Here is a 25,874-nt window from a genome sequence, read left to right on the forward strand (position 1 = left end):
CGGCTAGGTCGTCCTGTCCCGGTCCTGGGCCGCCTGCTCCACCAGCGGGATGGTCCGCAGCGGAACGGGGTTCTCCATCACGATCGCGGTGGAGGCCCGGACGATCCCATCGAAACCGACAACCCGGTCGATCACACGCTGGAGATCGGCGTTGGAGCGCGCCACGAGACGGCACATCATGTCCCCGGTCCCGGTGGTGGTGTGAAGTTCCAGCACCTCCGGCACGGACGCCAAGTGCGCCCGCACGTCCGCCCCTTGCCCCTGCCGGATCTGCAGCGTGGCGAAGGCGGTGACCGGATACCCGAGCGCGGCCGGATCCACCTCCGGGCCGAATCCCCGGATGACTCCGTTCGACTGAAGCCGGTCGAGGCGCGCCTGCACGGTCCCGCGGGCCACCCCCAGCCGCCGGGACATCTCCAGCACCCCGATCCGCGGCTCCCGCGCCAGCAGCACGATGATCCGCCCGTCCAGATGATCGATCGCCACAGCAGCCTCCCGGAGCCTCACGAGCGGGGTGGTCATCCTGTACAGACAGCCCGCAGAAACGGACCCTTCACTGCACAGACTGCCCAGTGAACGAACAAACTATTGCGCACCTTGCCGTACCGGAGTGAGGCTGCGGCTATGACGCAGACCACACACCACACTCCCGACACCGCCCGGCAGGCCGACCCCTTCCCGGTCAAGGGAATGGACGCGGTCGTCTTCGCCGTGGGCAACGCCAAGCAGGCGGCGCACTACTACTCCACCGCTTTCGGCATGAAGCTCGTCGCGTACTCCGGACCGGAGAACGGCAGCCGTGAGACCGCGAGCTACGTGCTGGAGAACGGCTCCGCCCGGTTCGTCCTCACCTCGGTCATCAAGCCCGCCACCGCCTGGGGCCACTTCCTCGCCCAGCACGTGGCCGAGCACGGCGACGGTGTCATCGACCTCGCCATCGAGGTGCCGGACGCGCGCCGCGCCTACGCCTACGCCCTCGAACACGGCGCCCGCTCGGTCGAGGAGCCGTACGAGACGAAGGACGAGCACGGCACCGTCGTACGGGCCGCGATCGCGACGTACGGCGAGACCCGCCACACGCTCGTCGAGCGCAAGGACTACGAGGGCCCGTACCTGCCGGGCTTCGTCGCCGCCGAGCCGATGGTCGAGCCGCCCGCCCAGCGCACCTTCCAGGCCATCGACCACTGTGTGGGCAACGTCGAACTCGGCCGGATGAACGAATGGGTCGGCTTCTACAACAAGGTCATGGGCTTCACGAACATGAAGGAGTTCGTGGGCGACGACATCGCCACCGAGTACAGCGCGCTGATGTCGAAGGTGGTCGCGGACGGGACCCTGAAGGTCAAGTTCCCGATCAACGAGCCCGCCATCGCCAAGAAGAAGTCCCAGATCGACGAGTACCTGGAGTTCTACGGCGGCGCGGGCGTCCAGCACATCGCGCTGAACACCAACGACATCGTGGCGACGGTACGGACGATGCGCGCGGCCGGCGTCCGGTTCCTGGACACCCCCGACTCGTACTACGACACCCTCGGCGAGTGGGTGGGCGACACCCGGGTGCCGATCGAGACCCTGCGCGAGCTGAAGATCCTCGCCGACCGCGACGAGGACGGCTATCTGCTGCAGATCTTCACCAAGCCGGTCCAGGACCGTCCGACCGTCTTCTTCGAGATCATCGAGCGGCACGGCTCCATGGGCTTCGGCAAGGGCAACTTCAAGGCACTGTTCGAGGCGATCGAGCGGGAGCAGGAGAAGCGCGGCAACCTCTGAGGTGCCAGGGAAACCTGTGAATTCGTAGAACATGCAACCAACTGGGGTGGCCTGACGCTCTCAGGTCCTGCCAGGCGCTCGACGGAGCGCCCACGGGACCTGGGGGTGGACAGTGACCGCACGCATCGACCTCGCCGTACCCGCCGTCCGCCGGCTGCGACAGAAGGGGACCCTCAAGGAGGGCACCGTCCTGCAGTCCTTCGCCTTCGACGAGGTCCACCGGCACCTGTACGTGCTCCAGCTCAGGCGGGGCGGCGGCAAGGCCGGCAACCTCTGCCTGAACCGGCTCGACCTCCAGGGCAGACGGCCGGGGCACATGTGTCTCCAGGGCTTCGGGCACGGGGTGAGCCTCGGTGTGCAGCACGCGTCCGACGGCACGGTGTGGATCTGGACCGAGGCCGACGCCGAGGACGGCTACGGACGCGGCGTCACCCGCCTCCGCTTCTTCGACGGCGCCGTCCACACCACGAAGGACGTCAAGGTCCGCCACCCGATCGCGGGCTCCACCGGCAACCAGCCGTCGGTCTGCACGGCCACCAACCGCATCGCCGTCCGCCACCGCGTCGACGGCAGCCCCCGCTACCGCGTATGAGCAGAGCCGGTGACCACAGCCGGCGAACAGGCTCTCAGTCCTTCCCGGCCTCCTTGTCCGTCTCCGGCACGTCCTCCATCGACGGCTCCCCCAGCTCCTGCAACACCGCGTCGGCCGCCGGCACCCCCGTCGGGGAGAAGTGCGGATTGATGCGCAGCGCCTCCTGGAGGTGCCGCCGGGCCGGACCCGGCATGTCCAGTTCCCGCTCGATCAACCCCCGGTGATACACGTACAGCGCGCTGCGCACCCCGCCCCCATGCGCCCGGTCGGTCGCCACGCGCGCGAACTTCAGGGCCTCCTTGCCCTCCCCGGCCCGGTGCAGCGCCCAGCCCAGCGCGTCGGCCACCGCGATGCCGGGCTGACGGCGCCACTCGGCCCGCAGCCGCCGTACCGCCGACTCCACGTCACCGTGGTCCGCCTCGAAGCGGCCCAGGACCAGCTCCTCGTCCACACCGCCGGCCGCCGCCCTGGCCGCCCGCTCCCGCAGCAGGTCGTACTGCACCCGCGCCGCCTGCCCCAGTCCCAGCGACTCGTACAACTCGCCGAGTTCCAGCGCGTACTCGGGACAGGGCTGCTTGGCGAACGCCACCCGGTACGCGTTCAGCGCCTCCGTCGTACGGCCCAGCGCGGCCAGCGTCCGCCCCTGCCCGGCGAGCGCCGCCCGCTGGTCGGGGTCGAGCCGCACCGCCTCCTGGAAGTAACGCAGGGCCACGTCCAGGTCGCCGCGCTCCCAGGCGAGTTGCCCGGCACGCTCCAGATACGCCGCCCGCTCGGCCGGGGACCCGGCGCCCGCCGCCGCGTCGGACAGGGCGACGGCCGCGTCCTCCCGCCAGCCCCGGTCCCGGTAGAGCGCCGCCGCCCGCGCCCGCACCGCCGGCCCCGAATGCAGCTTCAGCAGCCGGTCCAGGGTCCGCTTGGCCGCCTTGTAGTCACCCAGCCCCGTGTGCGCGTCGATCAGCTGCGGATACGCCGACCACCGTCGGCGGTCCACCTCCAGCGCCGCCTCGCTCCAGTTCCGGGCCGCCCGGAAGTCCCGCCGCGCGTTCGCCAGCGCCGCCATGCCGTCCATCGCCCCGGCGTTGCGCGCCCGCACCCTCAGCGACGTACGCAGCGCCTTCTCGGCCTTCGGGTAGTACACCGGCTGCGCGGTCCGCCGCCCCTGCTCCACATACGCCGCCCCCAGCACCGCCCACGACGCCGCGTCCTTGGGATGCCTGCGCAGCAGGGTCTCGCGCTCCTCGATCAGCACCGCCAGATCGGGCAGCGCGGCCGGCACCCCCGAGCTGACCGCGGCCAGCGCCTGCGCCCCCGGAGCCGGCACGGGCGCCGCGGTCCGGCCCGAGCCCCACGGCAGCAGCGCCAGCACCACGCCGAGCACGGCACACCCCGCCGCCGAGGCGATCAGCACCCGCCTCGGGACACGCGGGCGGCGCTCCGGTGTGCTGCCCTGCCCGTCGTCCGGGGCGTCGCCCTGCGGGGCGCCGCTCTCCGCGGCGCTCACTGTGCGGTTCTCCATGCCGCTCACTGTGCGTGAAACGGTGCGTCCGTACGACGACCACACCCCGCCGCACCACGGCTGCCGTACGCGGGGTTCACACCGATGGCCCCGGGTGTCACGCTGTGATCATGAGCAGTATCGAAGCCGCACCCGACCAGGCCCGGGGTGACCTCACCGAGCGGCTGCTCGCGGGTCTGCCCACCGAGGCCGTCCTGACCGACCCCGACGTCACGGCCTCCTACGCCAACGACATGGCGAGCTTCTGCCCGGCCGGCGCGCCCTCCGTGGTCGTGCTGCCGCGCACCGTCGAAGAGGTCCAGCACGTCATGCGCACCGCGACCGAGCTGCGCGTCCCGGTCGTCCCGCAGGGCGCCCGCACGGGCCTGTCGGGCGGCGCCAACGCCTCCGACGGCTGCATCGTGCTGTCCCTGACCAAGATGGACCGCATCCTGGAGATCAACCCGGTCGACCGGATCGCGGTCGTCGAACCCGGCGTCATCAACGCCACCCTCTCCCGCGCGGTCGGCGAACACGGGCTGTGCTACCCGCCGGACCCCTCCAGCTGGGAGATGTGCACGATCGGCGGCAACATCGGCACCGCCTCGGGCGGCCTGTGCTGTGTGAAGTACGGGGTGACGGCCGAGTACGTCCTCGGCCTGGACGTCGTCCTCGCCGACGGCCGGCTGATGTCCACGGGCCGCCGTACGGCCAAAGGTGTGGCCGGATACGACATGACGCGCCTCTTCGTCGGCTCCGAGGGCTCGCTCGGCATCGTCGTCCGGGCCGTCCTGGCGCTGAAGCCGCAGCCGCCGCAGCAGCTGGTGCTGGCCGCCGAGTTCGCGTCCGCGGCGGCCGCCTGCGACGCAGTGTGCCGCATCATGGCCGGCGGGCACGTGCCGTCACTGCTGGAACTGATGGACCGTACGACCGTCAAGGCGGTGAACGCCATCGCGAACATGGGGCTGCCGGAGACCACCGAGGCCCTGCTGCTGGCCGCCTTCGACACCCCGGACCCGGCGCCCGACCTCGCCGCGGTCGGTGCCCTGTGCGAGGCGGCCGGCGCGACCCAGGTGGTCCCCGCGGACGACGCGGCCGAGTCCGAACTTCTGCTCCAGGCGCGGCGGTTGTCCCTCACCGCACTGGAAGCGGTGCGGGGCGTGACGATGATCGACGACGTGTGTGTGCCGCGGTCCCGGCTCGGCGACCTCATCGAGGGCGTGGAGCGGATCGCCGACAAGCACCAGCTGACCATCGGTGTCGTCGCGCACGCGGGTGACGGCAACACCCACCCGACCGTGTGCTTCGACGCCGCCGACACCGACGAGTCCCGGCGCGCCCGTGAGTCCTTCGACGAGATCATGGCCCTCGGCCTGGAACTCGGCGGCACGATCACGGGCGAGCACGGGGTGGGGGTGCTGAAGAAGGAGTGGCTGGCGCGCGAGATCGGTCCGGTGGGGATCGAGATGCAGCGGGGCGTCAAGCAGGTCTTCGACCCGCTGGGCATCCTGAACCCGGGCAAGCTGTTCTGACCCGGTTGTGACCGTCCCGGCTGTGGCCTTCTCTCCCGCACGGCTCACTGGGCGAGCAGCTGGTCGAGCGCGTCGTCGATCCCGAGCTGCTCGCCCTCAGACCCCGGGGGCACCACCCGCAAGGTCCGCTCCAGCCAGGCCGACACCTGGGCCGCCGGCGCCTCCAGCAGGGCGTCCCCGTCCGGCGAGGTCAGCGCCATCAGCACCACGCTGCGCCCCTCGACCTTCGTCGGCCACACCCGCACGTCCCCGTGCCCGCACGGCCGGAACACGCCCTCGACCAGCAGATCGCGGGAGAACGTCCAGTACACGGGCTGCTCGGAGTTGATGTGGAACGTGATGTGCACGGCGTACGGATCGTCACTGCGGTAACTCAGCCGGGCGGGCACGGCGATACTCCGCTCCGGCGACAGGATCAGCTTGAGCTCCAGCTCGCGCTCGATGACGGTGTAGTGCATGGCGTGAAGGTCCTCTCCCGTGTCGCGTGCGGCCCTGTGCGCGGGCCCGTACGAGTGGAGAGGGCGGAGAGGCGTGAACCATTACGCGGCTTCGCAGAACTTTTTTTCCGCCCCTGTACCCAAGGGGTTCCGATCCTTGTGAAGTCCGTGTACGAGGTTGCCCGGAAAGGGGTGGGTCCTGCGGGACTGGCGGTGAGTGTTGCGTCGGTCTGGCTGCGTCATTCCGGGGGGTAACCCCCGGACCCCCAGCCGACAGACGGCCGGCCGTACCCCGAAAGGGGGTCGTGGGCCCAGTGCGGCCGGTTCGGGTTCGGGTTTGTTCTGCCGGGCGTCCGACCCTTGTGAAGTCCGTGTACGAGGTTGCCCGGAAAGGGGTGGGTCCTGCGGGACTGGCGGTGAGTGTTGCGTCGGTCTGATAGATGTGGAGGCCCCGAATCGACCCTCTAGCAGATACCGGACGACGGACATGAGCGCCCCAACCCCGGCCCCCGGTGACGACAGGCCCCGCGAAGGGTATTACCCGGACCCGTCCATTCCTGGATATGTCCGGTACTGGAACGGTGCCTCCTGGGTGCCGGGCACCAGCCGTCCGGCGCCGACGGACGGCGAGACGCTCAGCCCGCCGCCGGGCGCGCAGCCCGCGGCCGCCGCCCCGGCCGCCCCGGTCGAGGAGACGGGCCCGCACTTCTTCGACGAGGAGTCGGCCGACGAGCCGGCCGCGTCCGACCCCCGGCACGGCGCCGGCCCCGAGCCGGCGTCCGCCTGGGGCGCCGACCCCGCCCACCAGTCCGGCTTCGGCGGCGAGCAGGACCACCGCGTCTCCTGGGGCGCCCAGCAGGGGGCCGAGCCCGCCGATCCGAGGGATCAGCGCACGGCCGCCCGCGCCGACGGCACCCCGTCCGCCGAGCCGGATGCCGATGCCCAGGGCCTCGCCTCCGGCAACACGTTCATGATGCGCAGGCCCACCGCCGGGTCCGGCGCCTCCGGGCAGGCCACCCCGCACATCCCCAGCCCCGCCGGCCCCGGCGCCGACCCCGGCACCATGGCGATCCGCGCGCTGTCCCCGCGCACGGGGCAGCAGGGCGGGGCGGCCGGGGCGCAGGCCGGGAGCACGGGCGCGTCCGCCGGTCCGGGCGGCGCACATCCGGAGGCGGGCGCCCGCTCGGCGGCCGGTGCTCCGCAGGGCCCCGGCTTCGGCGCCGGGAAGGCCGCCGCCGACCGTGCCACGGTGGCCCAGGCGCAGGCCCAGCCGGGCGCTCAGGGCGCTGCCGGTGCCCCTGCGGCCGGTGCCGCCCCCACGGGCCTCCCGGGCCCGCAGCAGGCCTCTCCGACCGTCCCCCAGCAGTCCGGCCCGCAGTCCGCGTCCGGCGCTCCCATGAGCAGCGGCCACGGCGGCGGTCAGTCCTCCTGGGCGCAGCAGGTGCACCGGCTCGCCGGTGACGACCAGCCGGTCGCCCCGTGGAAGCCCGTGCGCGAGGACCCGTTCGCGGCGGCCGCCCTGCGCCAGGCCGCCGCCCGCCCGGCGAACCTCGGCAAGCGGCTGGCCGCCCGGCTGCTGGACACCGTCGTGCTGGCCGCCGTCACCGCGGTGGCCGCCGTACCGCTCGGCACCAAGGCGATCGACCACGTCAACGAGAAGATCGACGCCGCCAAGCTCTCCGGCGAGACGGTCACCGTGTGGCTGCTGGACGGCACCACGTCGGTGTACCTCGGCATCATCGTGGCCGTCCTGCTGCTGTTCGGCCTGGCCTACGAGGCCCTGCCCACCGCCAAGTGGGGCCGCACGCTGGGCAAGAAGCTGTTCGGCCTGGAGGTCCGGGACATCGAGGCCCACGAGCCCCCGGAGTTCGGCGCGGCCCTGCGCCGCTGGCTCGTCTACAGCATCCCCGGCCTGCTCGTCATCGGCGTCCTCGGTGTCCTGTGGTGCCTGTTCGACCGGCCGTGGCACCAGTGCTGGCACGACAAGGCGGCCCGCACGTTCGTCGCCGGCTGACCGCGCGGCGCCTCCTGCGGTCGGCGCGGGTCCTCGTACGGCCGTCGCGGGATCGTCGTATCCGCCGAACGGCCCGGGCGATTCCGTACCCCGGACGGCCCCGTGCCGGATGCGAAGCCACGGGGTTCGCGGTCGACTCGGGCCATGAGCAGCGAACCGCCTCCCGGCTCCGGTCAGCCGCCCCCGGAGGACGACCCGTTCAGGAAGCAGCCCCCGCCGCCCGGGGGCTCGGGTTCGCCGTACGGAGATCAGCCGCCGTACGGCAGCCAACCCCCGCCTCCCTACGGCGGTGGCGGTGACCCGTACGGCGGAGGCGGGCACCCCACCGACCCGCTGGCCGGGATGCCGCCGCTCGCCGACAGTGGCAAGCGCACGCTGGCCCGCATCCTCGACATGATCCTCGTGGGCGTCGTCGTCTGGCTGCTCACCTGGGGCTTCGGCGTCAGCGAGTACGACGTGGACGCCGACAAGGTGGAGTACGGCAAATCCCTCACGCAGTCCGTGGTCGCCGCCGCGCTCTTCATCGGCTACGACACCTTCATGACCGTCAGGTCGGGGCAGACGCTCGGCAAGAAGCTGCTCAACATGCGGGTGGCCAACCTCGACGACGGCGCCACGCCCGCCATGCAGAGCGCGCTGATGCGCGCGGCGGTGCTGTGGATTCCGTTCGCGTTCTGCTGCGCCTGTATCTGGACCGCGATCTGCGGCGGCTGGAGCTTCTTCGACCGGCCCTACAAACAGGGCCTGCACGACAAGGCGGCGAAGACGGTGGTGGTCAGCACCTGAGGGTGACGTACCCCGGGACCGCGTAGGCCGGGGTGCGTCGGGTCAGGACTGCGTCAGTACGGGTTCCTCGGTCTGTTCGCGCTCGGCGGCGGGCTTGCGCATCGCCACCACGCGGGCCCGGCTCGGCATCGGCACCGTCATGGCGACCAGCAACCCGAGCAGGAGCGCCGAGACGGCGATGACCGCGATCCCCACACCCGAACTCGTCTGCGACAGCAGCAGCATGGCGAGAGTCGAGAAGATCACGGTGCACGAGCCGTAGGCGAGCTGTGCGGCAGTCGGACGAGGCATGATCATCGTGTCCTCGGAATCAGGGGTGCACGGGGGTCTCGGCCTGGCTTTCCGCCGACGTCCGGGCGTTCCGCCATCCGACTCTAACCGCGTGCATGCCCGAGGGGAACAAACCGTAAGCGTGACCTAACCAACAGTGCCGGTGCACAGGGGGCGCACGGAGTCAAAGCGTCCACCAAGTGGACGGTCACACGCGCCGGTTGGCCCAAGGGCCGTTGTCCGTAAAGCGAACACCAACTCCGCATAGTGCACTTGACGGGTCCAAGTCAAGGTCTGTCTTTTCTGGTTAACCTCTAGTCAAATGTCGTCACTTGACTACACGCGTTGATCAGGCGCGCGCGGACCCTCCATGACCAGGAACCCCCTTCATTCCGTGCGCCCGGACGCGGGGGAGGATGCAAGTGACCAGCAGACCCTGGACGTTCAGAGCGGCGGCGACAACCGTCGCGCTCGCGACGGCGGCGGCGACGTTCTCGACCTTCGCGGTGGCTCAGGCCGACGAAGGCGCGGCGGCGGCATCGGTGGAGCGGCACGACCCGGCCGAGCACACTCAGGCCGACCATGACCTCGAAGGCCCCATGAGCAAGACTCAGGAGGCCCAGCGCGAAGAAGCCCTGAACCAGGTCATATCCGGCAAGGCCAAGGTTAAGGAGCGCGACGGCTCGAAGGTCGTCCAGCTCAAGAGCAAGAAGGGCGACGGCAAGTACGTCGAGCTGGGCCGCGAGAAGACCGACAAGATCTTCACGATCCTGGTCGAGTTCGGCGACAAGATCAGCGAGTTCGGCGGCACGCCCGGCCCGGCCCACAACCAGATAGCCGAGCCCGACCGCAAGCAGGACAACTCGACGGCCTGGCAGAAGGACTACAACCAGAAGCACTACCAGGACCTCTACTTCGGCACCGGCAAGAAGGCCGAGTCGATGAAGAAGTACTACGAGAAGCAGTCCTCGGGCCGCTACTCGGTCGAGGGCGAGGTGGCCGACTGGGTCAAGGTCCCCTACAACGAGGCCCGCTACGGCAACAACAAGTGCGGTCAGACCAACTGCTCCAGTGTCTGGAACGTCGTCAGCGACGGCCTGAACGCGTGGGTCGCCCAGCAGAAGGCGGCTGGGAAGTCCGACGCGGACATCAAGGCGGACGTCGCGAAGTTCGACCAGTGGGACCGCTACGACTTCGACGGCGACGGCGACTTCAACGAGGCCGACGGCTACATCGACCACTTCCAGATCGTGCACGCCGGTGAGGACGAGTCCGCGGGCGGCGGTGCGCAGGGCGAGGACGCGATCTGGGCCCACCGCTGGTACGCGTTCGGCACCGACTCGGGTGCCACCGGCCCCGCGGACAACAAGCTGGGCGGTGCGCAGATCGGCTCCACCGGCGTCTGGGTCGGCGACTACACCATCCAGCCGGAGAACGGCGGCCTGGGTGTCTTCGCCCACGAGTACGGCCACGACCTCGGCCTGCCGGACCACTACGACACCTCCGGCGGCGAGAACTCCACCGGCTTCTGGACCCTGATGTCCTCCGGCTCCTGGCTCGGCACCGGCAAGGACACCATCGGTGACCTGCCCGGCGACATGACCGCCTGGGACAAGCTGCAGCTGGGCTGGCTGAAGTACGACACGGCCAAGGCCGCCACGAGTTCGTGGCACAAGCTGGGCGTCGCCGAGTACAACACCAAGCACAAGCAGGCCCTCGTGGTCGAGCTGCCCAAGAAGAAGGTCACCACCGAGATCGTGGCCCCGGCGCAGGGCGCGAACCAGTGGTGGAGCGGCAAGGGCGACAACCTCGCCAACACGCTGACCCGTTCCGTGGACCTCACGGGCAAGTCCGCCGCCTCGCTGACGCTGGACGGCTGGTACGACATCGAGGCCGAGTTCGACTTCCTCTACACCGAGGTCTCGACCGACGGCGGCGCCAACTGGACCGCCATCGACGGCACGGTCGACGGCACGGCCCTCCCGAAGGACGCCAGCGGCAAGCCGGCGCTCACCGGCACGGTGGACGCGTACAAGAAGCTCGTCTTCCCGCTGAACGCCTACGCCGGCAAGAAGATCGACCTGCGCTTCCGCTACCAGACGGACGGCGGTGTGGCCCAGAAGGGCTTCGCGGCCGACGAGATCACCGTGACCGCCGACGGCACGCCGCTGTTCTCCGACAACGCCGAGAGCGCGGACGCGGCTTGGACGGCGAAGGGCTTCTCGCGCATCGGCGCGGCCATCACCGGTGACTACGCGCAGTACTACATCGCCGAGAACCGTCAGTACGTGTCGTACGACAAGACCCTGAAGACGGGCCCGTACAACTTCGGCTTCTCGACGACCCGTCCGTCCTGGGTGGAGCACTACGCCTACCAGAACGGCCTGTTGATCTGGAAGTGGGACACCTCCCAGCAGGACAACAACACCAGCAAGCACCCCGGTGTCGGCCTGGTCCTGCCGATCGACTCCCACCCGGCCCCGCTGAAGTGGACCGACGGCACGCTGATGCGCAACCGCGTCCAGTCCTACGACGCGCCGTTCAGCCGCTTCCGTACGGACGGCATGACGCTGCACAACGCGGACGTCGCGGCCAAGATCCCGTCGCGTGCGGGGGTGCCGGTCTTCAACGACCGGACCAACACGTACTACGACGCGGAGACCCCGACCGCGGGTGTCAAGATCACTGACACCAACACCAAGATCAAGATCGTCAAGGAGGCCAAGGACGGCTCGACGATCGAGGTCGAGGTCGGTCCGGCAGCGAAGTAATTCGCGTTTTCCCAGGTCAGAGCATGATCGGCGGTGACCCCCTGGCGGGGTTGCCGCCGCTCGTGTTTAGGTGCACCCTGTGCTTTCGTTATTGACACCGGTGCCGGCGGCGGCACCGGTACCGACCCTGACACCGACTCGCACGGGGGTGTGACCGCATGGCCGCAGGAGGTTTCTGCAAGCTGCCGACCGGCAGCGTGGTGGTGGCGCTGAACCTGCCCAGACCCACCACCGACGGCACGGGCTGCGTCCGTGTCCTCGTCCACGCCCAGAACCGCGCCCGAGCCCTGACCAGGCTCCGCAACCTGGGCATGCGCGCCGTCTACCTGCGCGGCAACGCCGCCCCACCGACCCCCGACGAGATCACGGCGGTCCTCCACCACCCCGACGGCCTGATATGGCGAACAGCACCTGACAACGGTGTCGTAGCGGGCCCGGACCTGATGCAGGAACTGTGGCACCCGATCAGGGCACTGCTGAGACGCCCAGCGGCAACGCCCTAAAAGGGGCGCGGGGCTGGATCGATTTGCGGCTCCGCCGCGTGGGCGCGACCAGCCACGATGGCGCCGCAGCCGCCGGACAGCCAATCGCGGCACCCCGCGGAGCGCTCGGCTACGCCACAACCGGCTTCCCGGTCAGCTCGACCCCCGCCTCACGCATCTCCTCCAGGGCCCGCTCGGTCGTCTCCGTGGCCACCCCGGCGGTCAGATCCAGCAGCACCTGCGTACGGAACCCCTCCCGCACCCCGTCCAGCGCGGTGGCCCGCACGCAGTGGTCCGTGGCGATGCCGACCACGTCCACCTCGGAGACGGCCCTGGCCCGCAGCCAGTCCGCCAGCTTCACGCCGTTCTCGTCGGCCCCCTCGAACCCGCTGTACGCCGCCGCGTACGCCCCCTTGTCGAACACGGCGTCGATCGCGCCGGAGGCGACCGCCGGGGCGAAGTTCGGGTGGAAGCCGACGCCCTCCGTGCCCGCCACGCAGTGCGCCGGCCAGGAGTGGGCGAAGTCGGGGTTCGCGGAGAAATGGCCGCCAGGGGCGATGTGGTGGTCGCGGGTGGCGACGACGTGCTGGTAGCCGGACCCGGCTGCCTGCCCGATCAGCTCGGTGACGGCGGCGGCCACATCGGCACCGCCGGCCACCGCGAGACTGCCTCCCTCGCAGAAGTCGTTCTGCACGTCTACGACGATCAAGGCGCGGCGCATGGTCGGTGTCCTTCGGTTATGGACGCTGAGGTCGGGACGGTGAAACGGTTCGGCCCGGCCATGAACTTCCGAGCCTAGAGACTTCGGCAACGGTGCGGGAGGGGGCATGGAGTGAGCACGCCGGGCGCACTCGCTTCACAACCCCGTCCGGCTCCCCGAGCGCCCGTTGACATACTCCGTCGGGATGACAGGTTCCCCGCGCGAGAGCTGGGTCGCCGACAGCGGCAGATCCGCGCGCGCCCGCGTGTGCCGGTCCCGTACGACGTCCAGCGACTCACGGGCCAGCACGTCACCGCCCTGCACCAGCTCGACCAGCAGCTGCCGTTCGGCGAGTTCCGCCGGGACCGGCCCGGTGCCGATCACCTCGGCCTCGGCGGCGCCGTACTCGTCGAGGCGCCGCGCGGCCCACTTGCGGCCGCCGATGGAGGTCTTGCCACCGCTCGACTTCTTCGCCACCGGCACCAGCGGCGCCTTCGGGTCGGTCGACTCGGCGCGGGCGACCAGCTTGTAGACCATCGAGCAGGTCGGATGCCCGGACCCGGTGACCAGCTGGGTGCCGACGCCGTACGCGTCCACCGGCGCCGCCGCCAGTGAGGCGATGGCGTACTCGTCCAGGTCGGAGGTCACGATGATCCTGGTGCCGGTGGCGCCCAGCTCGTCCAGCTGCTGGCGGACCCGGTGCGCGACCAGCAGCAGGTCGCCCGAGTCGATCCGGACGGCGCCCAGCTCGGGCCCGGCGATCTCCACGGCCGTGCGGACCGCCTCGGCGACGTCGTAGGTGTCCACCAGCAGCGTGGTGCCCCGGCCCATGGTGTCCACCTGGGCCTGGAAGGCGTCCCGCTCGCGGTCGTGCAGCAGGGTGAAGGCGTGGGCGCTGGTGCCGACGGTGGGGATGCCGTAGCGGAAGCCGGCGGCCAGATCCGAGGTGGAGGTGAAGCCGCCGACGAACGCGGCGCGGGAGGCGGCCACCGCGGCCAGCTCGTGGGTGCGCCGGGCGCCCATCTCGATGATCGGGCGCTCCCCGGCGGCCGACGACATCCGGGAGGCGGCCGCGGCGATCGCGGAGTCGTGGTTGAGGATGGAGAGGATCACCGTCTCCAGCAGCACGCACTCGGCGAAGGTGCCCTCGACCCGCATGATCGGCGAGCCCGGGAAGTAGACCTCGCCCTCGGGGTAGCCCCAGATGTCGCCGGAGAAGCGGTAGTCCGCGAGCCACTTCAGGGTCTCCTCGTCGACGATCTTCCGCTCGCGCAGGAAGCCGAGGACGTCCGCGTCGAAACGGAAGTTCTCGACGGCGTCCAGGACGCGTCCGGTGCCCGCCACGACGCCGTAGCGCCGCCCCTCGGGCAGCCGCCGGGTGAAGACCTCGAAGACACTGCGCCGCTCCGCGGTACCGGCCTTCAGCGCGGCCTGCAGCATCGTCAACTCGTACTGGTCAGTGAAGAGTGCCGTAGAGGGAACGTCCACCGGCAGCCCAAGGTCCGCTGTGTTCATGACTACGGATCGTACCCCCATTTCGTCACTCTGACGATTTAGTCCGTGGGTTCGCCGGGGATTTGTGCGACCACCCCCCTCCGGTGGCAGCATGGGCACTGTGACGTCACCCGCTCCCGTAGAGATCGAACGTACCGAAGCGGCGGAGGAGACCTTCGCCGTACCCGAGCCGGACGTCCCCTGGGTCACGATCGTCCACAACGACCCGGTCAACCTCATGAGCTACGTGACGTACGTCTTCCAGACGTACTTCGGCTATCCCAAGGACAAGGCCACCAAGCTCATGCTCGACGTCCATCACAAGGGCCGGGCGGTCGTCTCCAGCGGCAGTCGTGAGGAGATGGAGCGCGACGTGCAGGCCATGCACGGCTACGGCTTGTGGGCCACCCTTCAGCAGGACCGGAAATGACCCGACCCGCCTCGCAGGACCGGAAGTAGCGAATCGCCTCCATGCCAGGAACCTTCGAACCGCTCCCCGGCGGCGGCGCGGCCGTCGCCCTCGACGACGTCGAGATCTCCATCATCCGGTCGCTGGCCGTGCAGCTCCTGGAGCTCATCGGCCCCGGCCCCGCCGAGGACGCCCCCGACGACCCGCTCGCCGAGCTGTTCGCCGAGGGCCCGAGCGAACCGCCGGCCGACCCGGTGCTGCGGCGCCTCTTCCCGGACGCCTACGGCGACCCCGAGGGCACCCCGCAGGCCAAGGAGGCCGAGGAGCAGCGGGCGCACTCCGCGGAGTTCCGCCGGTACACCGAGAACGACCTGCGGGCCGGCAAGCGTGACAACGCGCTCGCGGTGGTCCGCTCCCTGGACGAGCTCAGCAGCGCCTCCGCCGGGGAGGGCGGTGCGGTGCTCAAGCTCTCCGTCGAGGAGTCCCAGCGCTGGCTGGGCGCCCTCAACGATCTGCGCCTGGCCATCGGTTCCCGGCTGGACATCGCCGACGAGGACGACACCGACCTGCTCTACCGGCTCCCGGACGAGGATCCGCGCAAGCCGATGGTGATGGCGTATCTGTGGCTGGGCGGGCTCCAGGAGACGCTGGTCGCGACGATGCTGCCGTAGGGCCCGGCCTTCCGTACGGTCGACGGGCGTCCGCCACGTGCCCAAATGTGACGGTTTTGTGTTCGCTCAGCGGACGCTCAAATCCGGATAACGATCGTGTCACCGCCGCCGCCCACTCTGGGGGGCGGCGATGGTTTTGTCCGGTTCTTCCTGTGTGATGCGCCACATGCTCCATGGCCGATCACCGTTACCGCCGTGATAAATCTTCACGACGCCCGACGAGCACCACCCGAATGTTCGGCCGGGTGCGCCGTATGGCCGACGGATCGTCGGTCAGGCACGAGCGGACCCAGGGAAGCTCGGGCACGCCCCCGCGCCGCCCGGCACGCACTCTCGCCGCACCGGCCAAAGGCCCTAGTAGCTCCGCTACGAGGACCTTCGTCCGCACACCGAGAGCACGCACCGAACGACGCAGGAACGCACCCGACCTTCCCCGAGCCCGCTCAGCTCCAGCAATCCGGGGGGATCGAGACCCGATCCGCGGCCGACGAAGGCCCGGGTCGGCATGGAGAAAGGCGCACTACACATGACCTCTTCGAAGGTCACTGACGCGAAGGCCACCGACGCCCCCGAGGAGGGGTACGAGCGAGGTCTCGGCAGCCGTCAGGTTCAGATGATCGCGATCGGCGGGGCCATCGGTGTCGGCCTCTTCCTTGGTGCCGGTGCGAACATCGCCAAGGCGGGCCCCAGCCTCATCCTGATGTACGCCCTGGCGGGCGCCATCGTCTTCTTCATCATGCGGGCGCTCGGCGAGCTCCTGCTCTACCGGCCCGTCTCGGGCTCCTTCGCCGAGTACTCCCGGGAGTTCCTCGGCCCGTTCTTCGGCTACTTCACCGGCTGGACGTACTGGCTGATGTGGGTGGTCACCGGCATGGCCGAGCTCACGGCCGCCGCGATCTACGTCAACTACTGGTTCCCGGACGTCCCGCGCTGGACCACGGCCCTCGCCTTCCTGGTGATCCTCTTCGGGGTCAACCTGATCTCCGTGAAGGTCTTCGGCGAGCTTGAGTTCTGGTTCTCGATGGTCAAGGTCACCGCCCTCATCGGCATGATCGTCATCGGCCTGGGCGTCATCACCTTCGGCTTCAGCAACGCCGGTGACACCGCCGCCGTCTCCAACCTCTGGGCCTTCGACGGCTTCTTCCCCAAGGGCGTCGGCTCGTCCCTGATGACCCTCCAGGGCGTCATGTTCGCCTACCTCGCGGTCGAGCTCGTCGGTGTCACGGCCGGTGAGTCCGAGAACCCGGAGAAGACCCTCCCCAAGGCGATCAACACCCTGCCCTGGCGTATCGCGCTGTTCTACGTCGGCGCCCTCACCGTCATCCTCTGCGTGGTGAAGTGGACCGAGTTCGCGGACGGGGTCAGCCCCTTCGTGAAGGCCTTCGCGGAGATCGGCATCCCGGCCGGCGCCGGCATCGTCAACTTCGTCGTGCTGACCGCGGCCCTGTCCTCCTGCAACTCCGGCATGTACTCCACGGGCCGCATGCTGCGGAACCTGGCCGACAGCGGCGAGGCCCCGAGGGCCTTCAGCAAGCTGTCGTCCAGCAAGACGCCGGCCCTCGGCATCTTCGTCTCGGTGCTGTTCATGGGCATCGGTGTGGTCCTCAACTACGTCGTCCCGGAGAAGGCGTTCGGCTACGTCACCTCCATCGCCACCGCGGCCGGCATCTGGACCTGGCTGATGATCCTGATCAGCCACGTCCTCTACCGCCGCCAGGTCGTCGCGGGCCGCCTGCCCGCCTCGTCCTTCCCCGCGCCGGGCGGCTCGGTGTGCAGCTGGATCGCCATCGTGTTCCTGCTCTTCGTGACGGGCCTGATCGCGTACGACGCCGACGCCCGCGTCTGTCTGTACGTCATGGCCGGCTGGTTCGCCGTCCTGGGCGCGGCCTGGCTGGTCCTCAAGGCCCGAAACCCGCAGATCACCGACCGCGGCGGCGAGCCCGAGTTCGAGAAGGTCGGCTGACACAGGGGCCGTGGACGCCCGCCGCAGGGAGCACTCGTGGCGCCCCTTGCGGCTGCCGCTCAGGCGTCCGCACCCAGGACGTACCGCGTCCGGCATATGGGCCGCTTCGTACCATCCCTCGGTACGGAGCGGCCCCTCTGCTTATCCTGACGAACATGCTGACCATCACCCAGGCCCTCGTCGACCAGATCGTCGCCCACGCGCGCAAGGACCACCCCGACGAGGCGTGCGGCGTCATCGCGGGCCCGGCCGGCTCGGACCGCCCCGAGCGCTTCATCCCGATGCTGAACGCGGCCATGTCGCCCACGTTCTACGAGTTCGACTCCGGCGACCTGCTCAAGCTCTACCGCGAGATGGACGACCGCGACGAGGAGCCGGTGGTCATCTACCACTCCCACACGGCCACCGAGGCCTACCCGTCCCGCACGGACATCTCCTACGCCAACGAGCCCGGCGCCCACTACGTCCTGGTCTCCACCGCCGACACCGACGGCCTCGGCGACTTCCAGTTCCGCTCCTTCCGCATCGTCGACGGCGAGGTGACGGAGGAGGAGGTCAAGGTCGTCGAGGCGTACTGAGCCCGCCGACGGCCTGCCTGAACAGCGCGGTCTCACTCCCCGGCCGAAAAGCGTCCGCGATGTGGGATCACATTCCAAAAGCCGGACCGGGAATCGATACGATGACCCCATGGTTTTCCACGACGTGAGCGAGAAGACGCCGGGCATGCTGCTCGTGGCGCGGCTGCACGTCGACCTGTGCAGGCTCGCCAGCGCCATCTGTTGACGCGACCTGCCGCCGTACGGCCGTGAGCCGCGGCGCCGCACCCACGCACCACCCCTGCTGTACTTGCGCTGCCGCGCGCCCCCGATCGACAACTCCCGACAGGAGCCCTGAGCCATGGCCATCGAGGTCCGCATCCCCACCATCCTCCGCACCTACACCGACGGTCAGAAGGCGGTGGAGGGCAGTGGTGAGACCCTCGCCGAGCTGTTCACCGACCTTGAGACCCGGCACGCGGGCATCCACGCCCGCATCGTGGACGGCGGCGAGCTGCGCCGCTTCGTCAACGTCTACCTGAACGACGAGGACGTCCGCTTCCTCGCAGGCATCAACACCAAGCTCGCCGACGGCGACAACGTCACGATCCTGCCGGCCGTGGCCGGCGGTATGGCCTGATCCGGATGCGCTACGACTCCCCGCTCGCCGCGGTCGGCAACACCCCTCTGGTGTGCCTGCCGCGGTTGTCGCCGTCCGAGGACGTCCGTATCTGGGCCAAGCTGGAGGACCGCAACCCCACCGGCTCGGTCAAGGACCGCCCCGCCCTGCACATGATCGAGCAGGCGGAGAAGGACGGCCGTCTCACCCAGGGCTGCACGATCCTGGAGCCGACCAGCGGAAACACCGGCATCTCCCTGGCGATGGCGGCGAAGCTCAAGGGCTACCGCATCGTGTGCGTGATGCCCGAGAACACCTCGCAGGAGCGCCGGGACCTGCTCGCCATGTGGGGGGCGGAGATCATCTCCAGCCCGGCCGCGGGCGGCTCCAACACCGCCGTACGCGTCGCCAAGGAGCTGTCGGCCGAGCACCCCGACTGGGTGATGCTCTACCAGTACGGCAACCCGGACAACGCGGGCGCCCACTACGCGACGACCGGGCCGGAGATCCTCGCCGACCTCCCCTCCATCACCCACTTCGTGGCGGGCCTCGGCACCACCGGCACCCTCATGGGCGTCGGCCGCTACCTGCGTGAACACAAGCCGGACGTCAGGATCGTCGCGGCGGAACCGCGCTACGACGACCTGGTCTACGGCCTGCGCAACCTCGACGAGGGCTTCGTCCCCGAGCTGTACGACGCCTCCGTCCTGACCACCCGCTTCTCGGTCGGCTCGGCCGACGCGGTCACCCGCACCCGCGAACTCCTCCAGCAGGAGGGCATCTTCGCGGGCGTCTCCACCGGCGCCGCGCTGCACGCCGCGATCGGTGTCGGCAGGAAGGCGCTGAAGGCGGGGGAGAACGCCGACATCGTGTTCGTCGTCGCCGACGGCGGCTGGAAGTACCTCTCGACCGGCGTCTACACGGCGGCCACGACAGAGGAAGCGATCGAGACCCTGCAGGGTCAGCTCTGGGCATGAGCGGCGCCCCGTAAGAGGCGCGGCCGCCCCGGCGGAGCGCCTACGTCGAGAGGTGACGGACCTGGTCCCACACGACCGGGTCCATCACCCCGACCCGCCGCCGGAAGTCCCACACCGGTACGTCCCGCAGCTCGTCCGTCTCCAGGAAGCTGGCCCGGCCCAGGGTGTCCCCGACCGAACCCGGCGGCAGCGGGATCACCCCGTACCGCTCGTCCCGGTACTTGCTGGTGATCTTCGCGACGGTGACCTGCTGCCCCCGCACCGCGAGCACCAGACACGGCCGGTCCTTGGCGCCCGGCCCGTCCTCGTACGGCACCCGGGCCCACCAGATCTCCGCGGGCTCCGGACGGCCACCCGGTGCCCGCCCCCGCCGCTGAGGCCGCCCGGGCGGCCGGGTCCGCCGCCCTGTGGGCCGTCGCCGCCCCCACCCGTCGACGAGCGCGGCGACCAGCGCGAGCAGTACCACCGCCGCGAGCGCCAGCCACCATGACGTGTCCATAGGGACGAAGGTACCGGCGCGCACTCACCCCCGCGCGCCTTCACTCCCGCCTCACACTCCCCGCGTCCAGCCGAACGCGTGACACCACAGGTGAGTTCGCCCACAACAGCCCTTGGCGGAGGAGCGACCGGAGGTTTTGCGCCTTACGCTCGACAAACCGCACGACCCCCGACGCCCCATTCCTCGATCTTCGGGATTTCCCGCCAGCGGAGGTTTCTGTTTCATGAAGCTCACCGTCGTCGGCTGCTCGGGGTCGTTCCCGTCCGCGGAATCGGCCTGTTCGAGCTACCTCGTCGAGGCCGACGGCTTCCGGCTGCTCCTCGACATGGGCAACGGCGCCCTTGGCGAGCTGCAGCGCCACTGCGGTCTCTACGACCTCGACGCGATCTTCCTCAGCCATCTGCACGCCGACCACTGCATCGACATGTGCGCGTACTTCGTGGCGCGCTACTACCGGCACGACGGCGGCCGCTGCGACCCGATCCCGGTCTACGGACCCGAGGGCACCGAGCAGCGACTGACCACCGCCTACGCCGACACCCCCACCGCCTCGTCCATGAGCGAGGTTTTCGACTTCCACACGGTCAAGCCGTCCACCTTCGAGATCGGCCCGTTCACGGTGCACACGGAGCGCGTCGCCCATCCGGTGGAGGCGTACGGCATCCGTATCGAGCACGGTGGAAAGACGCTGACCTACTCGGGCGACACGGGCATCAGCACCGCCCTGGACGAACTCGCCCGCGACGCCGACCTGTTCCTGTGCGAGGCCGCCTTCACGCACGGCAAGGAGAACATCCCCGACCTGCACCTCAACGGCCGTGAGGCAGGTCAGTCGGCGGCCCGCGCGGGCGCCCGCCGCCTGGTCCTGACCCACATCCCGCCGTGGACGGACCCCCAGGTCAACCTGACCGACGCGCGTGAGGTCTACGACGGTCCGGTGGATCTCGCGGCGCCACGGCAGACGTACGAGATCTAGGGGCTTCTGATGGATCCCCGCGGCGTCGCGACGCCCGGCACGCCCTGTCGCCGCACCGGACGAAAGCCCTCGTAGCGGAGCTAACCAGGGCTTTCGTCCGGCACGCCGAGAGCACGCACCGAACGCCGCTCCTTCTCCCACGGAGATCCACCAGAAGCCCCCTGGCCGGTCGGTGTACGCCGAAGGCCCCGGAACCGGGATGGTTCCGGGGCCTTCAGTGTTTCGTCGGCGGGCCCTGCGGCCTACTTCGCCTCTGCCTTCTGGAGCTCGGCGAGTTCCTCGTCGGACTCGCGGCCCGGCGTCGGCAGATTGAACTTGGTGATCGCGAACCGGAAGATCACGTAGTAGAGCGCCGCGAAGCACAGGCCCACCAGGGCCAGGCCCCACGGGTTGGTCGCGATGCCCAGGTTCAGGCCGAAGTCGACCGCGCCGGCCGAGAAGCCGAAGCCGTCCTTCATGCCGAGCGCCCAGGTGAGCGCCATCGAGACACCGGTGAGGACCGCGTGGATGGCGTACAGGGCCGGAGCGATGAACATGAACGTGAACTCGATCGGCTCGGTGACGCCCGTGACGAACGAGGTCAGCGCGAGGGAGAACATCATGCCGCCGACGACCTTGCGGCGCTCGGGGCGGGCACAGTGCACGATCGCCAGACAGGCGGCCGGCAGCGCGAACATCATGATCGGGAAGAAGCCGGTCATGAACTGCCCGGCGCTCGGGTCACCGGCCAGGAAGCGCGCGATGTCGCCGCTCTTGCCCTGGTACTCACCGGCCTGGAACCACGGGAACGAGTTCAGCAGGTGGTGCATGCCGATCGGGATCAGCGCACGGTTGGCCACACCGAATATGCCGGCCCCGACGGCCCCCGAACCGACCAGCCACTCACCGAAGTTGTGCAGGGCGGTGCCGAGGACCGGCCAGATGTAGCCGAAGACGATGCCGATGACCAGGCCCGCGAAGGCGGAGACGATCGGGACCAGCCGGCGGCCGCCGAAGAAGCCGGCCCAGTCCGGGAGCTTGGTGCGGTAGAGGCGCTGGTAGAGGAGGGCGACGACGATGCCCATCACCACACCGCCGAGGACCTTGGCGTCCACCGGTGCGTCGACCATCACGACCTTGCCGTCGACGGCCTTCGCCACCTGCGGCAGGTTCTTGTCGGTGAACGTGGCCAGCACGTTCTTGAAGACCAGGTAGCCGACCACGGCCGCGAGCGCCGTCGAGCCGTCCGACTTCTTCGCGAAGCCGATCGCGATGCCGACGGCGAACAGCAGCGCCATGTTGTCGAGGATCGCGTTGCCGCCGGCCGCCATGAAGCCCGCGATCTTCGTGAGGAACGCGGGGTACGCCGGATCGCCCAGCATGTCGGTGTTGCCGAAGCGAACCAGGAGAGCGGCGGCGGGCAGCACCGCCACCGGCAGCATCAGGCTGCGGCCGATGCGCTGCATCACAGCCATCGCAGCGGCGCCCTTTTTCTTGTCGGCCGCGGGAGCGGCGCTGGCCGTGGTCACAACTTCCTCCAGGGGGTCCGCCCGGCCTTAGGCTGGGGGAGGGCATGGCGCCGCCCGGGGACAGGAAGGGGGACGGCGGCGTCTGGTCTACACCACTGAGTGGTGTAGACCTGTTGTAGCACGGTGGGGGCGATATAAGGAACCCGTGAATTCCGCATCCGCAGCGCTACGCGCAGTGCCGTCTTTCGTCAGACCTTTGTGACGTCCTCGACCTCGTCCTCGGGCTCCCTGCCCGGGGTCCTGAGATCGAATGCGGTGATCGCGAAACGGAAGATCGCGTAATAGACGAGGGCGAAGCCCAGGCCGATCGGAATCATCGCCCAGGGTCTCGTCGCCAGGTTCCAGTTGATGACGTAGTCGATCAGCCCGGCCGAGAAGCTGAACCCGTCGTGGACCCCGAGCCCCCAGGTCACCGCCATCGAGACACCCGTCAGCAGCGCGTGCACCGCGTACAGCAGCGGGGCGACGAAGAGGAACGAGTACTCGATCGGTTCCGTGATGCCGGTGACGAAGGACGTCAGCGCCACCGACAGCATCAGGCCGCCGATCTCCTTGCGGCGCTCCGGCCTGGCGCAGTGCGTGATCGCGAGGGCAGCCGCCGGGAGGGCGAACATCATGATCGGGAAGAAGCCCGAGGTGAACTGGCCGGCGGTCGGGTCGCCCGCGAGAAACATGTTGATGTCGCCGTGCACGACCTCGCCGTCGGGCTTGGTGTAGCTGCCGAACTGGAACCAGATGGGCACGTTGAGGAACTGGTGCAGGCCCACGACCAGCAGCGCGCGGTTGGCGACACCGAACACGCCCGCACCCCAGGAGCCCAGGTCGCTCATCCAGTCGCTGAAGTTCTCCAGCGCCTCACCGATCGGCGGCCAGACCCACAGACAGAGCACCGCGAACACGATCGCCACGAACGCCATGATGATCGGGACGAGACGCCGTCCGTTGAAGAAGCCGAGCCAGTCCACCAGCTTGGTGCGGTGGTAGCGCTGCCAGAAGAAGGCCGTCAGCAGACCGATGACGATGCCGCCGAACACACCCGGGTTCTGGTAGGTGTACGCGCTCACCGTCCCCTCGGTCGCGGCGCAGCCGATGTCGGCGATCTCCTTCGTGCCGTCCGGGCAGTCCTCCGGGAACTGGCGCAGCACGTTGTAGTAGACGAGGAACCCCGCCACCGCCGCGAGCGCCGTCGAGCCGTCCGCCTTCTTCGCCATGCCGATGGACACGCCGACGCAGAACAGCAGGGGCAGCCCCAGCGAGCTGTCGAGCAGCGCGCCGCCCGCGCCGTCCATCACCTTCGACAGGTTGTCCCACCCGAGGCCCTCGTCGCCGAACACGTCCGGCTGGCCGAGGCGGTTGAGAATGCCCGCGGCCGGCAGTACGGCGATGGGAAGCTGCAGGCTGCGGCCCATCTTCTGCAGGCCCTGGAACGCCGCCTGCCACCGCCGGCGCGCGGGAGAGGTCTCGGTCTCGGCAGTCATGGGTTGGCGGCCGCCTGTCGGGTGGTGTAGACCAGTTACGACGATGGGGTTGCTGTGACGTCATCCTTCGGTACGCATGACGCAACCGCTCGTGAAGTTGGGCCAACAGTGCATGAGGAGACCGAAATGGCCAGCAAGGCTGAGAAGATCGTCGCCGGGCTCGGCGGCATCGACAACATCGAGGAGATCGAGGGCTGCATCACCCGGCTCCGCACCGAGGTCAGCGACGCCTCGCTGGTCGACGAGACCGCCCTGAAGGCCGCCGGTGCCCACGGCGTCGTGAAGATGGGCACCGCCATCCAGGTCGTCATCGGCACCGATGCCGACCCGATCGCGGCGGAGATCGAAGACATGATGTGAAGCGCGGGCATCGTCCCGGGCTTCCACGCCTGAGCGATCGCCGGCTCCACCTCTGAGGGCCCCTTCCCACCTCGGGAGGGGCCCCTTCCATATCTGCGGCTAGGCTCACCGCATGGCAGCCACCTCCTCAAATCCTCGAATCGACGGCCGTACCCCCGAACAGCTCCGCCCGGTCAGCATCGAACGCGCCTGGAGCAAGCACGCGGAGGGCTCCGTCCTCGTCTCCTTCGGCGACACGAAGGTCCTGTGCACCGCCTCCTTCACCGAAGGGGTCCCGCGCTGGCGCAAGGGCAGCGGCGAGGGCTGGGTCACCGCGGAGTACGCCATGCTGCCCCGCGCCACCAACACCCGCGGCGACCGTGAGTCCGTGCGGGGCAAGATCGGCGGCCGTACCCACGAGATCAGCCGCCTCATCGGCCGCTCCCTGCGCGCGGTCATCGACTACAAGGCGCTCGGCGAGAACACGATCGTCCTCGACTGCGACGTCCTCCAGGCCGACGGCGGTACCCGCACCGCCGCCATCACCGGCGCCTACGTCGCCCTCGCCGACGCCATCGCCTGGGCCCAGGGCAAGAAGCTGATCAAGCCCGGCCGCAAGCCGCTCACCGGCACGGTCAGTGCCGTCTCGGTCGGCATCGTCGACGGCGTCCCGCTGCTCGACCTCCGCTACGAGGAGGACGTGAAGGCCGACACCGACATGAACGTCGTCTGCACCGGCGACGGCCGCTTCGTCGAGGTCCAGGGCACCGCCGAGGCCGAGCCCTTCGCCCGCGAGGAGCTCAACTCCCTTCTGGACCTTGCCGTTTCCGGTTGCGGGGAGCTGGCGGAACTGCAGCGCAAGGCACTTGATACCGTCCTCGAAAAGTAAAGGACACACCAAGAAGAGCCGCCTCTTCGGGCAACCCCGCCGCCTTCCCCGGCGTCACTAGGGGTACGGGCGTACGGCCACCGCTGTGCGCCCGGCCACCGAACACGGGGGGCCTGCAAGGCCTTGAGCAGGGAGGGACGTCAACCATGGCCACGAGCCGACGCCGCCGGAGCCGTATCGTCACAGTCGCCGCAGCCGTCGCGGCGGTAGGGCTGACGGCCGGGCTGACCACCGGCTGTGACGCCGTCAGCAAGGCGATGGACTGTGTGCAGACCGCCGACGCCATAGCCGACAGCGTCACGGAACTCCAGCAGGCCGTGGAGAACGCCGCGAACGACCCGACGCAGCTTGAGGAGTCCCTGAACTCCATCGACAAGAACCTCGACAAGATCGGCGACAAGACGGACAACGCCGACGTCAACAAGGCGGTGGACGACCTCCAGAAGGCCGTCACCAACGTCCGTGACTCCATCAAGAGCGGCGACCAGACCCCGGACATCAGCCCGGTCACCAACGCGGCCGGCGAACTGACCAAGGTCTGCACGCCGTAGCTGCGCCGGCTGGACCGGTGCGTCCGATCTGCCGGGTTCTGCGGGTGGGCGACTGCGGGCCGAGTGTGGCTGGTCGCGCCCGCGCGGCGGAGCCGCATGTCGATACAGCCCCGCGC

General features: G+C 69.7%; 27 protein-coding genes. 18 read left to right on the forward strand and 9 right to left on the reverse strand.

From position 1 onward, the window contains the following. Positions 1 to 3: 3 nt before the first annotated feature. Positions 4 to 486: an Lrp/AsnC family transcriptional regulator gene (locus POF73_RS20290; protein WP_272117353.1), complete on the reverse strand. Its 483-nt coding sequence runs from the start codon at positions 484 to 486 to the stop codon at positions 4 to 6. A gap of 138 nt (positions 487 to 624) precedes the next feature. Here POF73_RS20290 and hppD point away from each other — a divergent pair, with 138 nt between their 5' ends. Both hppD and POF73_RS20300 read left to right on the forward strand, forming a co-directional pair. Beyond that, positions 625 to 1,770, forward strand: coding sequence for a 4-hydroxyphenylpyruvate dioxygenase (gene hppD / locus POF73_RS20295; protein WP_272117355.1), 1,146 nt, complete (start codon positions 625 to 627; stop codon positions 1,768 to 1,770). Between the two features lie 112 nt (positions 1,771 to 1,882). Beyond that, positions 1,883 to 2,362 (forward strand): phage baseplate protein, encoded by a 480-nt coding sequence (locus tag POF73_RS20300; protein ID WP_272117357.1) that lies wholly within the window; start codon positions 1,883 to 1,885, stop codon positions 2,360 to 2,362. 34 nt (positions 2,363 to 2,396) lie between these two features. On the opposite strand, the gene POF73_RS20305 is transcribed toward POF73_RS20300, so the two are convergent. Continuing rightward, positions 2,397 to 3,878, reverse strand: a complete 1,482-nt coding sequence (locus POF73_RS20305) for a tetratricopeptide repeat protein (RefSeq protein WP_272117359.1) — start codon at positions 3,876 to 3,878, stop codon at positions 2,397 to 2,399. 104 nt (positions 3,879 to 3,982) lie between these two features. Between POF73_RS20305 and POF73_RS20310 the strand changes: the two genes are divergently transcribed. Continuing rightward, the gene (locus POF73_RS20310; RefSeq protein ID WP_272117361.1) at positions 3,983 to 5,389 is read left to right on the forward strand and encodes an FAD-binding oxidoreductase; all 1,407 of its coding nucleotides are present in this window, start codon (positions 3,983 to 3,985) and stop codon (positions 5,387 to 5,389) included. 44 nt (positions 5,390 to 5,433) lie between these two features. Here POF73_RS20310 and POF73_RS20315 read toward each other — a convergent pair whose 3' ends face one another. Then, complete coding sequence (locus POF73_RS20315; protein ID WP_272117364.1) at positions 5,434 to 5,847, reverse strand: SsgA family sporulation/cell division regulator; 414 nt, start codon at positions 5,845 to 5,847, stop codon at positions 5,434 to 5,436. Positions 5,848 to 6,313: 466 nt separating this feature from the next. On the opposite strand from POF73_RS20315, the gene POF73_RS20320 reads away from it, so the two are divergent. Both POF73_RS20320 and POF73_RS20325 read left to right on the forward strand, forming a co-directional pair. Continuing rightward, positions 6,314 to 7,840: an RDD family protein gene (locus tag POF73_RS20320; RefSeq protein ID WP_272117366.1), complete on the forward strand. Its 1,527-nt coding sequence runs from the start codon at positions 6,314 to 6,316 to the stop codon at positions 7,838 to 7,840. A 144-nt stretch (positions 7,841 to 7,984) separates the two neighbouring features. Continuing rightward, positions 7,985 to 8,626, forward strand: coding sequence for an RDD family protein (locus tag POF73_RS20325; protein ID WP_272117368.1), 642 nt, complete (start codon positions 7,985 to 7,987; stop codon positions 8,624 to 8,626). 42 nt (positions 8,627 to 8,668) lie between these two features. Here POF73_RS20325 and POF73_RS20330 read toward each other — a convergent pair whose 3' ends face one another. After that, positions 8,669 to 8,917: a hypothetical protein gene (locus POF73_RS20330; protein WP_272117370.1), complete on the reverse strand. Its 249-nt coding sequence runs from the start codon at positions 8,915 to 8,917 to the stop codon at positions 8,669 to 8,671. Between the two features lie 401 nt (positions 8,918 to 9,318). On the opposite strand from POF73_RS20330, the gene POF73_RS20335 reads away from it, so the two are divergent. Together POF73_RS20335 and POF73_RS20340 are read left to right on the forward strand one after the other, a co-directional pair. Continuing rightward, positions 9,319 to 11,667 (forward strand): immune inhibitor A domain-containing protein, encoded by a 2,349-nt coding sequence (locus POF73_RS20335; RefSeq protein ID WP_272117373.1) that lies wholly within the window; start codon positions 9,319 to 9,321, stop codon positions 11,665 to 11,667. A 158-nt stretch (positions 11,668 to 11,825) separates the two neighbouring features. Then, on the forward strand, positions 11,826 to 12,170 hold the full coding sequence (locus POF73_RS20340) for a hypothetical protein (protein ID WP_272117375.1): 345 nt from the start codon (positions 11,826 to 11,828) through the stop codon (positions 12,168 to 12,170). Between the two features lie 109 nt (positions 12,171 to 12,279). On the opposite strand, the gene POF73_RS20345 is transcribed toward POF73_RS20340, so the two are convergent. Both POF73_RS20345 and POF73_RS20350 read right to left on the reverse strand, forming a co-directional pair. Beyond that, a complete protein-coding gene (locus POF73_RS20345; RefSeq protein WP_272117378.1) occupies positions 12,280 to 12,870 on the reverse strand; it encodes an isochorismatase family protein in 591 nt (196 codons plus the stop codon). Between the two features lie 135 nt (positions 12,871 to 13,005). Next, the gene (locus POF73_RS20350) at positions 13,006 to 14,364 is read right to left on the reverse strand and encodes a nicotinate phosphoribosyltransferase (RefSeq protein ID WP_272117379.1); all 1,359 of its coding nucleotides are present in this window, start codon (positions 14,362 to 14,364) and stop codon (positions 13,006 to 13,008) included. A gap of 91 nt (positions 14,365 to 14,455) precedes the next feature. On the opposite strand from POF73_RS20350, the gene clpS reads away from it, so the two are divergent. The 7 genes from clpS (at position 14,456) to POF73_RS20380 (ending at position 19,518) form a co-directional block, all read left to right on the forward strand. Beyond that, positions 14,456 to 14,773 carry an ATP-dependent Clp protease adapter ClpS gene (gene clpS / locus POF73_RS20355; RefSeq protein ID WP_272117381.1) on the forward strand — a complete coding sequence of 106 codons (318 nt, stop codon included), beginning with the start codon at positions 14,456 to 14,458 and terminating at the stop codon, positions 14,771 to 14,773. A 41-nt stretch (positions 14,774 to 14,814) separates the two neighbouring features. Next, a complete protein-coding gene (locus tag POF73_RS20360) occupies positions 14,815 to 15,423 on the forward strand; it encodes a DUF2017 domain-containing protein (protein WP_272117383.1) in 609 nt (202 codons plus the stop codon). Between the two features lie 526 nt (positions 15,424 to 15,949). Continuing rightward, positions 15,950 to 17,386 (forward strand): amino acid permease, encoded by a 1,437-nt coding sequence (locus POF73_RS20365; protein WP_272117385.1) that lies wholly within the window; start codon positions 15,950 to 15,952, stop codon positions 17,384 to 17,386. 155 nt (positions 17,387 to 17,541) lie between these two features. Further along, complete coding sequence (locus POF73_RS20370) at positions 17,542 to 17,964, forward strand: M67 family metallopeptidase (protein WP_272117387.1); 423 nt, start codon at positions 17,542 to 17,544, stop codon at positions 17,962 to 17,964. A gap of 109 nt (positions 17,965 to 18,073) precedes the next feature. Then, positions 18,074 to 18,169, forward strand: coding sequence for a putative leader peptide (locus tag POF73_RS46045; RefSeq protein ID WP_316959376.1), 96 nt, complete (start codon positions 18,074 to 18,076; stop codon positions 18,167 to 18,169). 114 nt (positions 18,170 to 18,283) lie between these two features. Then, positions 18,284 to 18,562: a MoaD/ThiS family protein gene (locus tag POF73_RS20375; protein ID WP_272117389.1), complete on the forward strand. Its 279-nt coding sequence runs from the start codon at positions 18,284 to 18,286 to the stop codon at positions 18,560 to 18,562. A 5-nt stretch (positions 18,563 to 18,567) separates the two neighbouring features. Beyond that, positions 18,568 to 19,518 (forward strand): PLP-dependent cysteine synthase family protein, encoded by a 951-nt coding sequence (locus tag POF73_RS20380; protein WP_272117391.1) that lies wholly within the window; start codon positions 18,568 to 18,570, stop codon positions 19,516 to 19,518. Positions 19,519 to 19,558: 40 nt separating this feature from the next. Here POF73_RS20380 and POF73_RS20385 read toward each other — a convergent pair whose 3' ends face one another. Further along, positions 19,559 to 20,017, reverse strand: a complete 459-nt coding sequence (locus POF73_RS20385; protein WP_272117393.1) for a type II toxin-antitoxin system PemK/MazF family toxin — start codon at positions 20,015 to 20,017, stop codon at positions 19,559 to 19,561. Between the two features lie 223 nt (positions 20,018 to 20,240). Here POF73_RS20385 and POF73_RS20390 point away from each other — a divergent pair, with 223 nt between their 5' ends. Beyond that, positions 20,241 to 20,993 carry an MBL fold metallo-hydrolase gene (locus POF73_RS20390; RefSeq protein WP_272117395.1) on the forward strand — a complete coding sequence of 251 codons (753 nt, stop codon included), beginning with the start codon at positions 20,241 to 20,243 and terminating at the stop codon, positions 20,991 to 20,993. 242 nt (positions 20,994 to 21,235) lie between these two features. Here the strand turns inward: POF73_RS20390 and POF73_RS20395 are convergent, their stop codons facing one another. Next, complete coding sequence (locus tag POF73_RS20395; RefSeq protein ID WP_272117397.1) at positions 21,236 to 22,501, reverse strand: PTS transporter subunit EIIC; 1,266 nt, start codon at positions 22,499 to 22,501, stop codon at positions 21,236 to 21,238. A 188-nt stretch (positions 22,502 to 22,689) separates the two neighbouring features. After that, positions 22,690 to 23,979 carry a PTS transporter subunit EIIC gene (locus POF73_RS20400; protein WP_272117399.1) on the reverse strand — a complete coding sequence of 430 codons (1,290 nt, stop codon included), beginning with the start codon at positions 23,977 to 23,979 and terminating at the stop codon, positions 22,690 to 22,692. Positions 23,980 to 24,087: 108 nt separating this feature from the next. Here POF73_RS20400 and POF73_RS20405 point away from each other — a divergent pair, with 108 nt between their 5' ends. The 3 genes from POF73_RS20405 (at position 24,088) to POF73_RS20415 (ending at position 25,758) form a co-directional block, all read left to right on the forward strand. After that, positions 24,088 to 24,339: a PTS glucose/sucrose transporter subunit IIB gene (locus POF73_RS20405; protein WP_272117401.1), complete on the forward strand. Its 252-nt coding sequence runs from the start codon at positions 24,088 to 24,090 to the stop codon at positions 24,337 to 24,339. A gap of 112 nt (positions 24,340 to 24,451) precedes the next feature. Further along, positions 24,452 to 25,207, forward strand: a complete 756-nt coding sequence (rph, locus tag POF73_RS20410) for a ribonuclease PH (protein ID WP_272117403.1) — start codon at positions 24,452 to 24,454, stop codon at positions 25,205 to 25,207. Between the two features lie 146 nt (positions 25,208 to 25,353). Next, positions 25,354 to 25,758, forward strand: a complete 405-nt coding sequence (locus tag POF73_RS20415) for a hypothetical protein (protein WP_272117405.1) — start codon at positions 25,354 to 25,356, stop codon at positions 25,756 to 25,758. Positions 25,759 to 25,874 lie beyond the last annotated feature (116 nt).

Source organism: Streptomyces sp. HD (assembly GCF_028369295.1).
Taxonomy (GTDB): Bacteria; Actinomycetota; Actinomycetes; order Streptomycetales; family Streptomycetaceae; genus Streptomyces.

Coding starts and splice junctions, on each gene's coding strand:
- POF73_RS20400 (WP_272117399.1), bottom strand. CDS start 23,979: ATGACTGCCGAGACCGAGACCTCTCCCGCGCGCCGGCGGTGGCAGGCG.
- POF73_RS20305 (WP_272117359.1), bottom strand. CDS start 3,878: ATGGAGAACCGCACAGTGAGCGCCGCGGAGAGCGGCGCCCCGCAGGGC.
- POF73_RS20390 (WP_272117395.1), top strand. CDS start 20,241: ATGAAGCTCACCGTCGTCGGCTGCTCGGGGTCGTTCCCGTCCGCGGAA.
- POF73_RS20365 (WP_272117385.1), top strand. CDS start 15,950: ATGACCTCTTCGAAGGTCACTGACGCGAAGGCCACCGACGCCCCCGAG.
- POF73_RS20380 (WP_272117391.1), top strand. CDS start 18,568: ATGCGCTACGACTCCCCGCTCGCCGCGGTCGGCAACACCCCTCTGGTG.
- POF73_RS20385 (WP_272117393.1), bottom strand. CDS start 20,017: ATGGACACGTCATGGTGGCTGGCGCTCGCGGCGGTGGTACTGCTCGCG.
- clpS (WP_272117381.1), top strand. CDS start 14,456: ATGGGCACTGTGACGTCACCCGCTCCCGTAGAGATCGAACGTACCGAA.
- POF73_RS46045 (WP_316959376.1), top strand. CDS start 18,074: ATGGTTTTCCACGACGTGAGCGAGAAGACGCCGGGCATGCTGCTCGTG.
- POF73_RS20325 (WP_272117368.1), top strand. CDS start 7,985: ATGAGCAGCGAACCGCCTCCCGGCTCCGGTCAGCCGCCCCCGGAGGAC.
- POF73_RS20350 (WP_272117379.1), bottom strand. CDS start 14,364: ATGAACACAGCGGACCTTGGGCTGCCGGTGGACGTTCCCTCTACGGCA.
- POF73_RS20360 (WP_272117383.1), top strand. CDS start 14,815: ATGCCAGGAACCTTCGAACCGCTCCCCGGCGGCGGCGCGGCCGTCGCC.
- POF73_RS20375 (WP_272117389.1), top strand. CDS start 18,284: ATGGCCATCGAGGTCCGCATCCCCACCATCCTCCGCACCTACACCGAC.
- POF73_RS20340 (WP_272117375.1), top strand. CDS start 11,826: ATGGCCGCAGGAGGTTTCTGCAAGCTGCCGACCGGCAGCGTGGTGGTG.
- hppD (WP_272117355.1), top strand. CDS start 625: ATGACGCAGACCACACACCACACTCCCGACACCGCCCGGCAGGCCGAC.
- POF73_RS20370 (WP_272117387.1), top strand. CDS start 17,542: ATGCTGACCATCACCCAGGCCCTCGTCGACCAGATCGTCGCCCACGCG.
- POF73_RS20315 (WP_272117364.1), bottom strand. CDS start 5,847: ATGCACTACACCGTCATCGAGCGCGAGCTGGAGCTCAAGCTGATCCTG.
- POF73_RS20345 (WP_272117378.1), bottom strand. CDS start 12,870: ATGCGCCGCGCCTTGATCGTCGTAGACGTGCAGAACGACTTCTGCGAG.
- rph (WP_272117403.1), top strand. CDS start 24,452: ATGGCAGCCACCTCCTCAAATCCTCGAATCGACGGCCGTACCCCCGAA.
- POF73_RS20330 (WP_272117370.1), bottom strand. CDS start 8,917: ATGCCTCGTCCGACTGCCGCACAGCTCGCCTACGGCTCGTGCACCGTG.
- POF73_RS20415 (WP_272117405.1), top strand. CDS start 25,354: ATGGCCACGAGCCGACGCCGCCGGAGCCGTATCGTCACAGTCGCCGCA.
- POF73_RS20320 (WP_272117366.1), top strand. CDS start 6,314: ATGAGCGCCCCAACCCCGGCCCCCGGTGACGACAGGCCCCGCGAAGGG.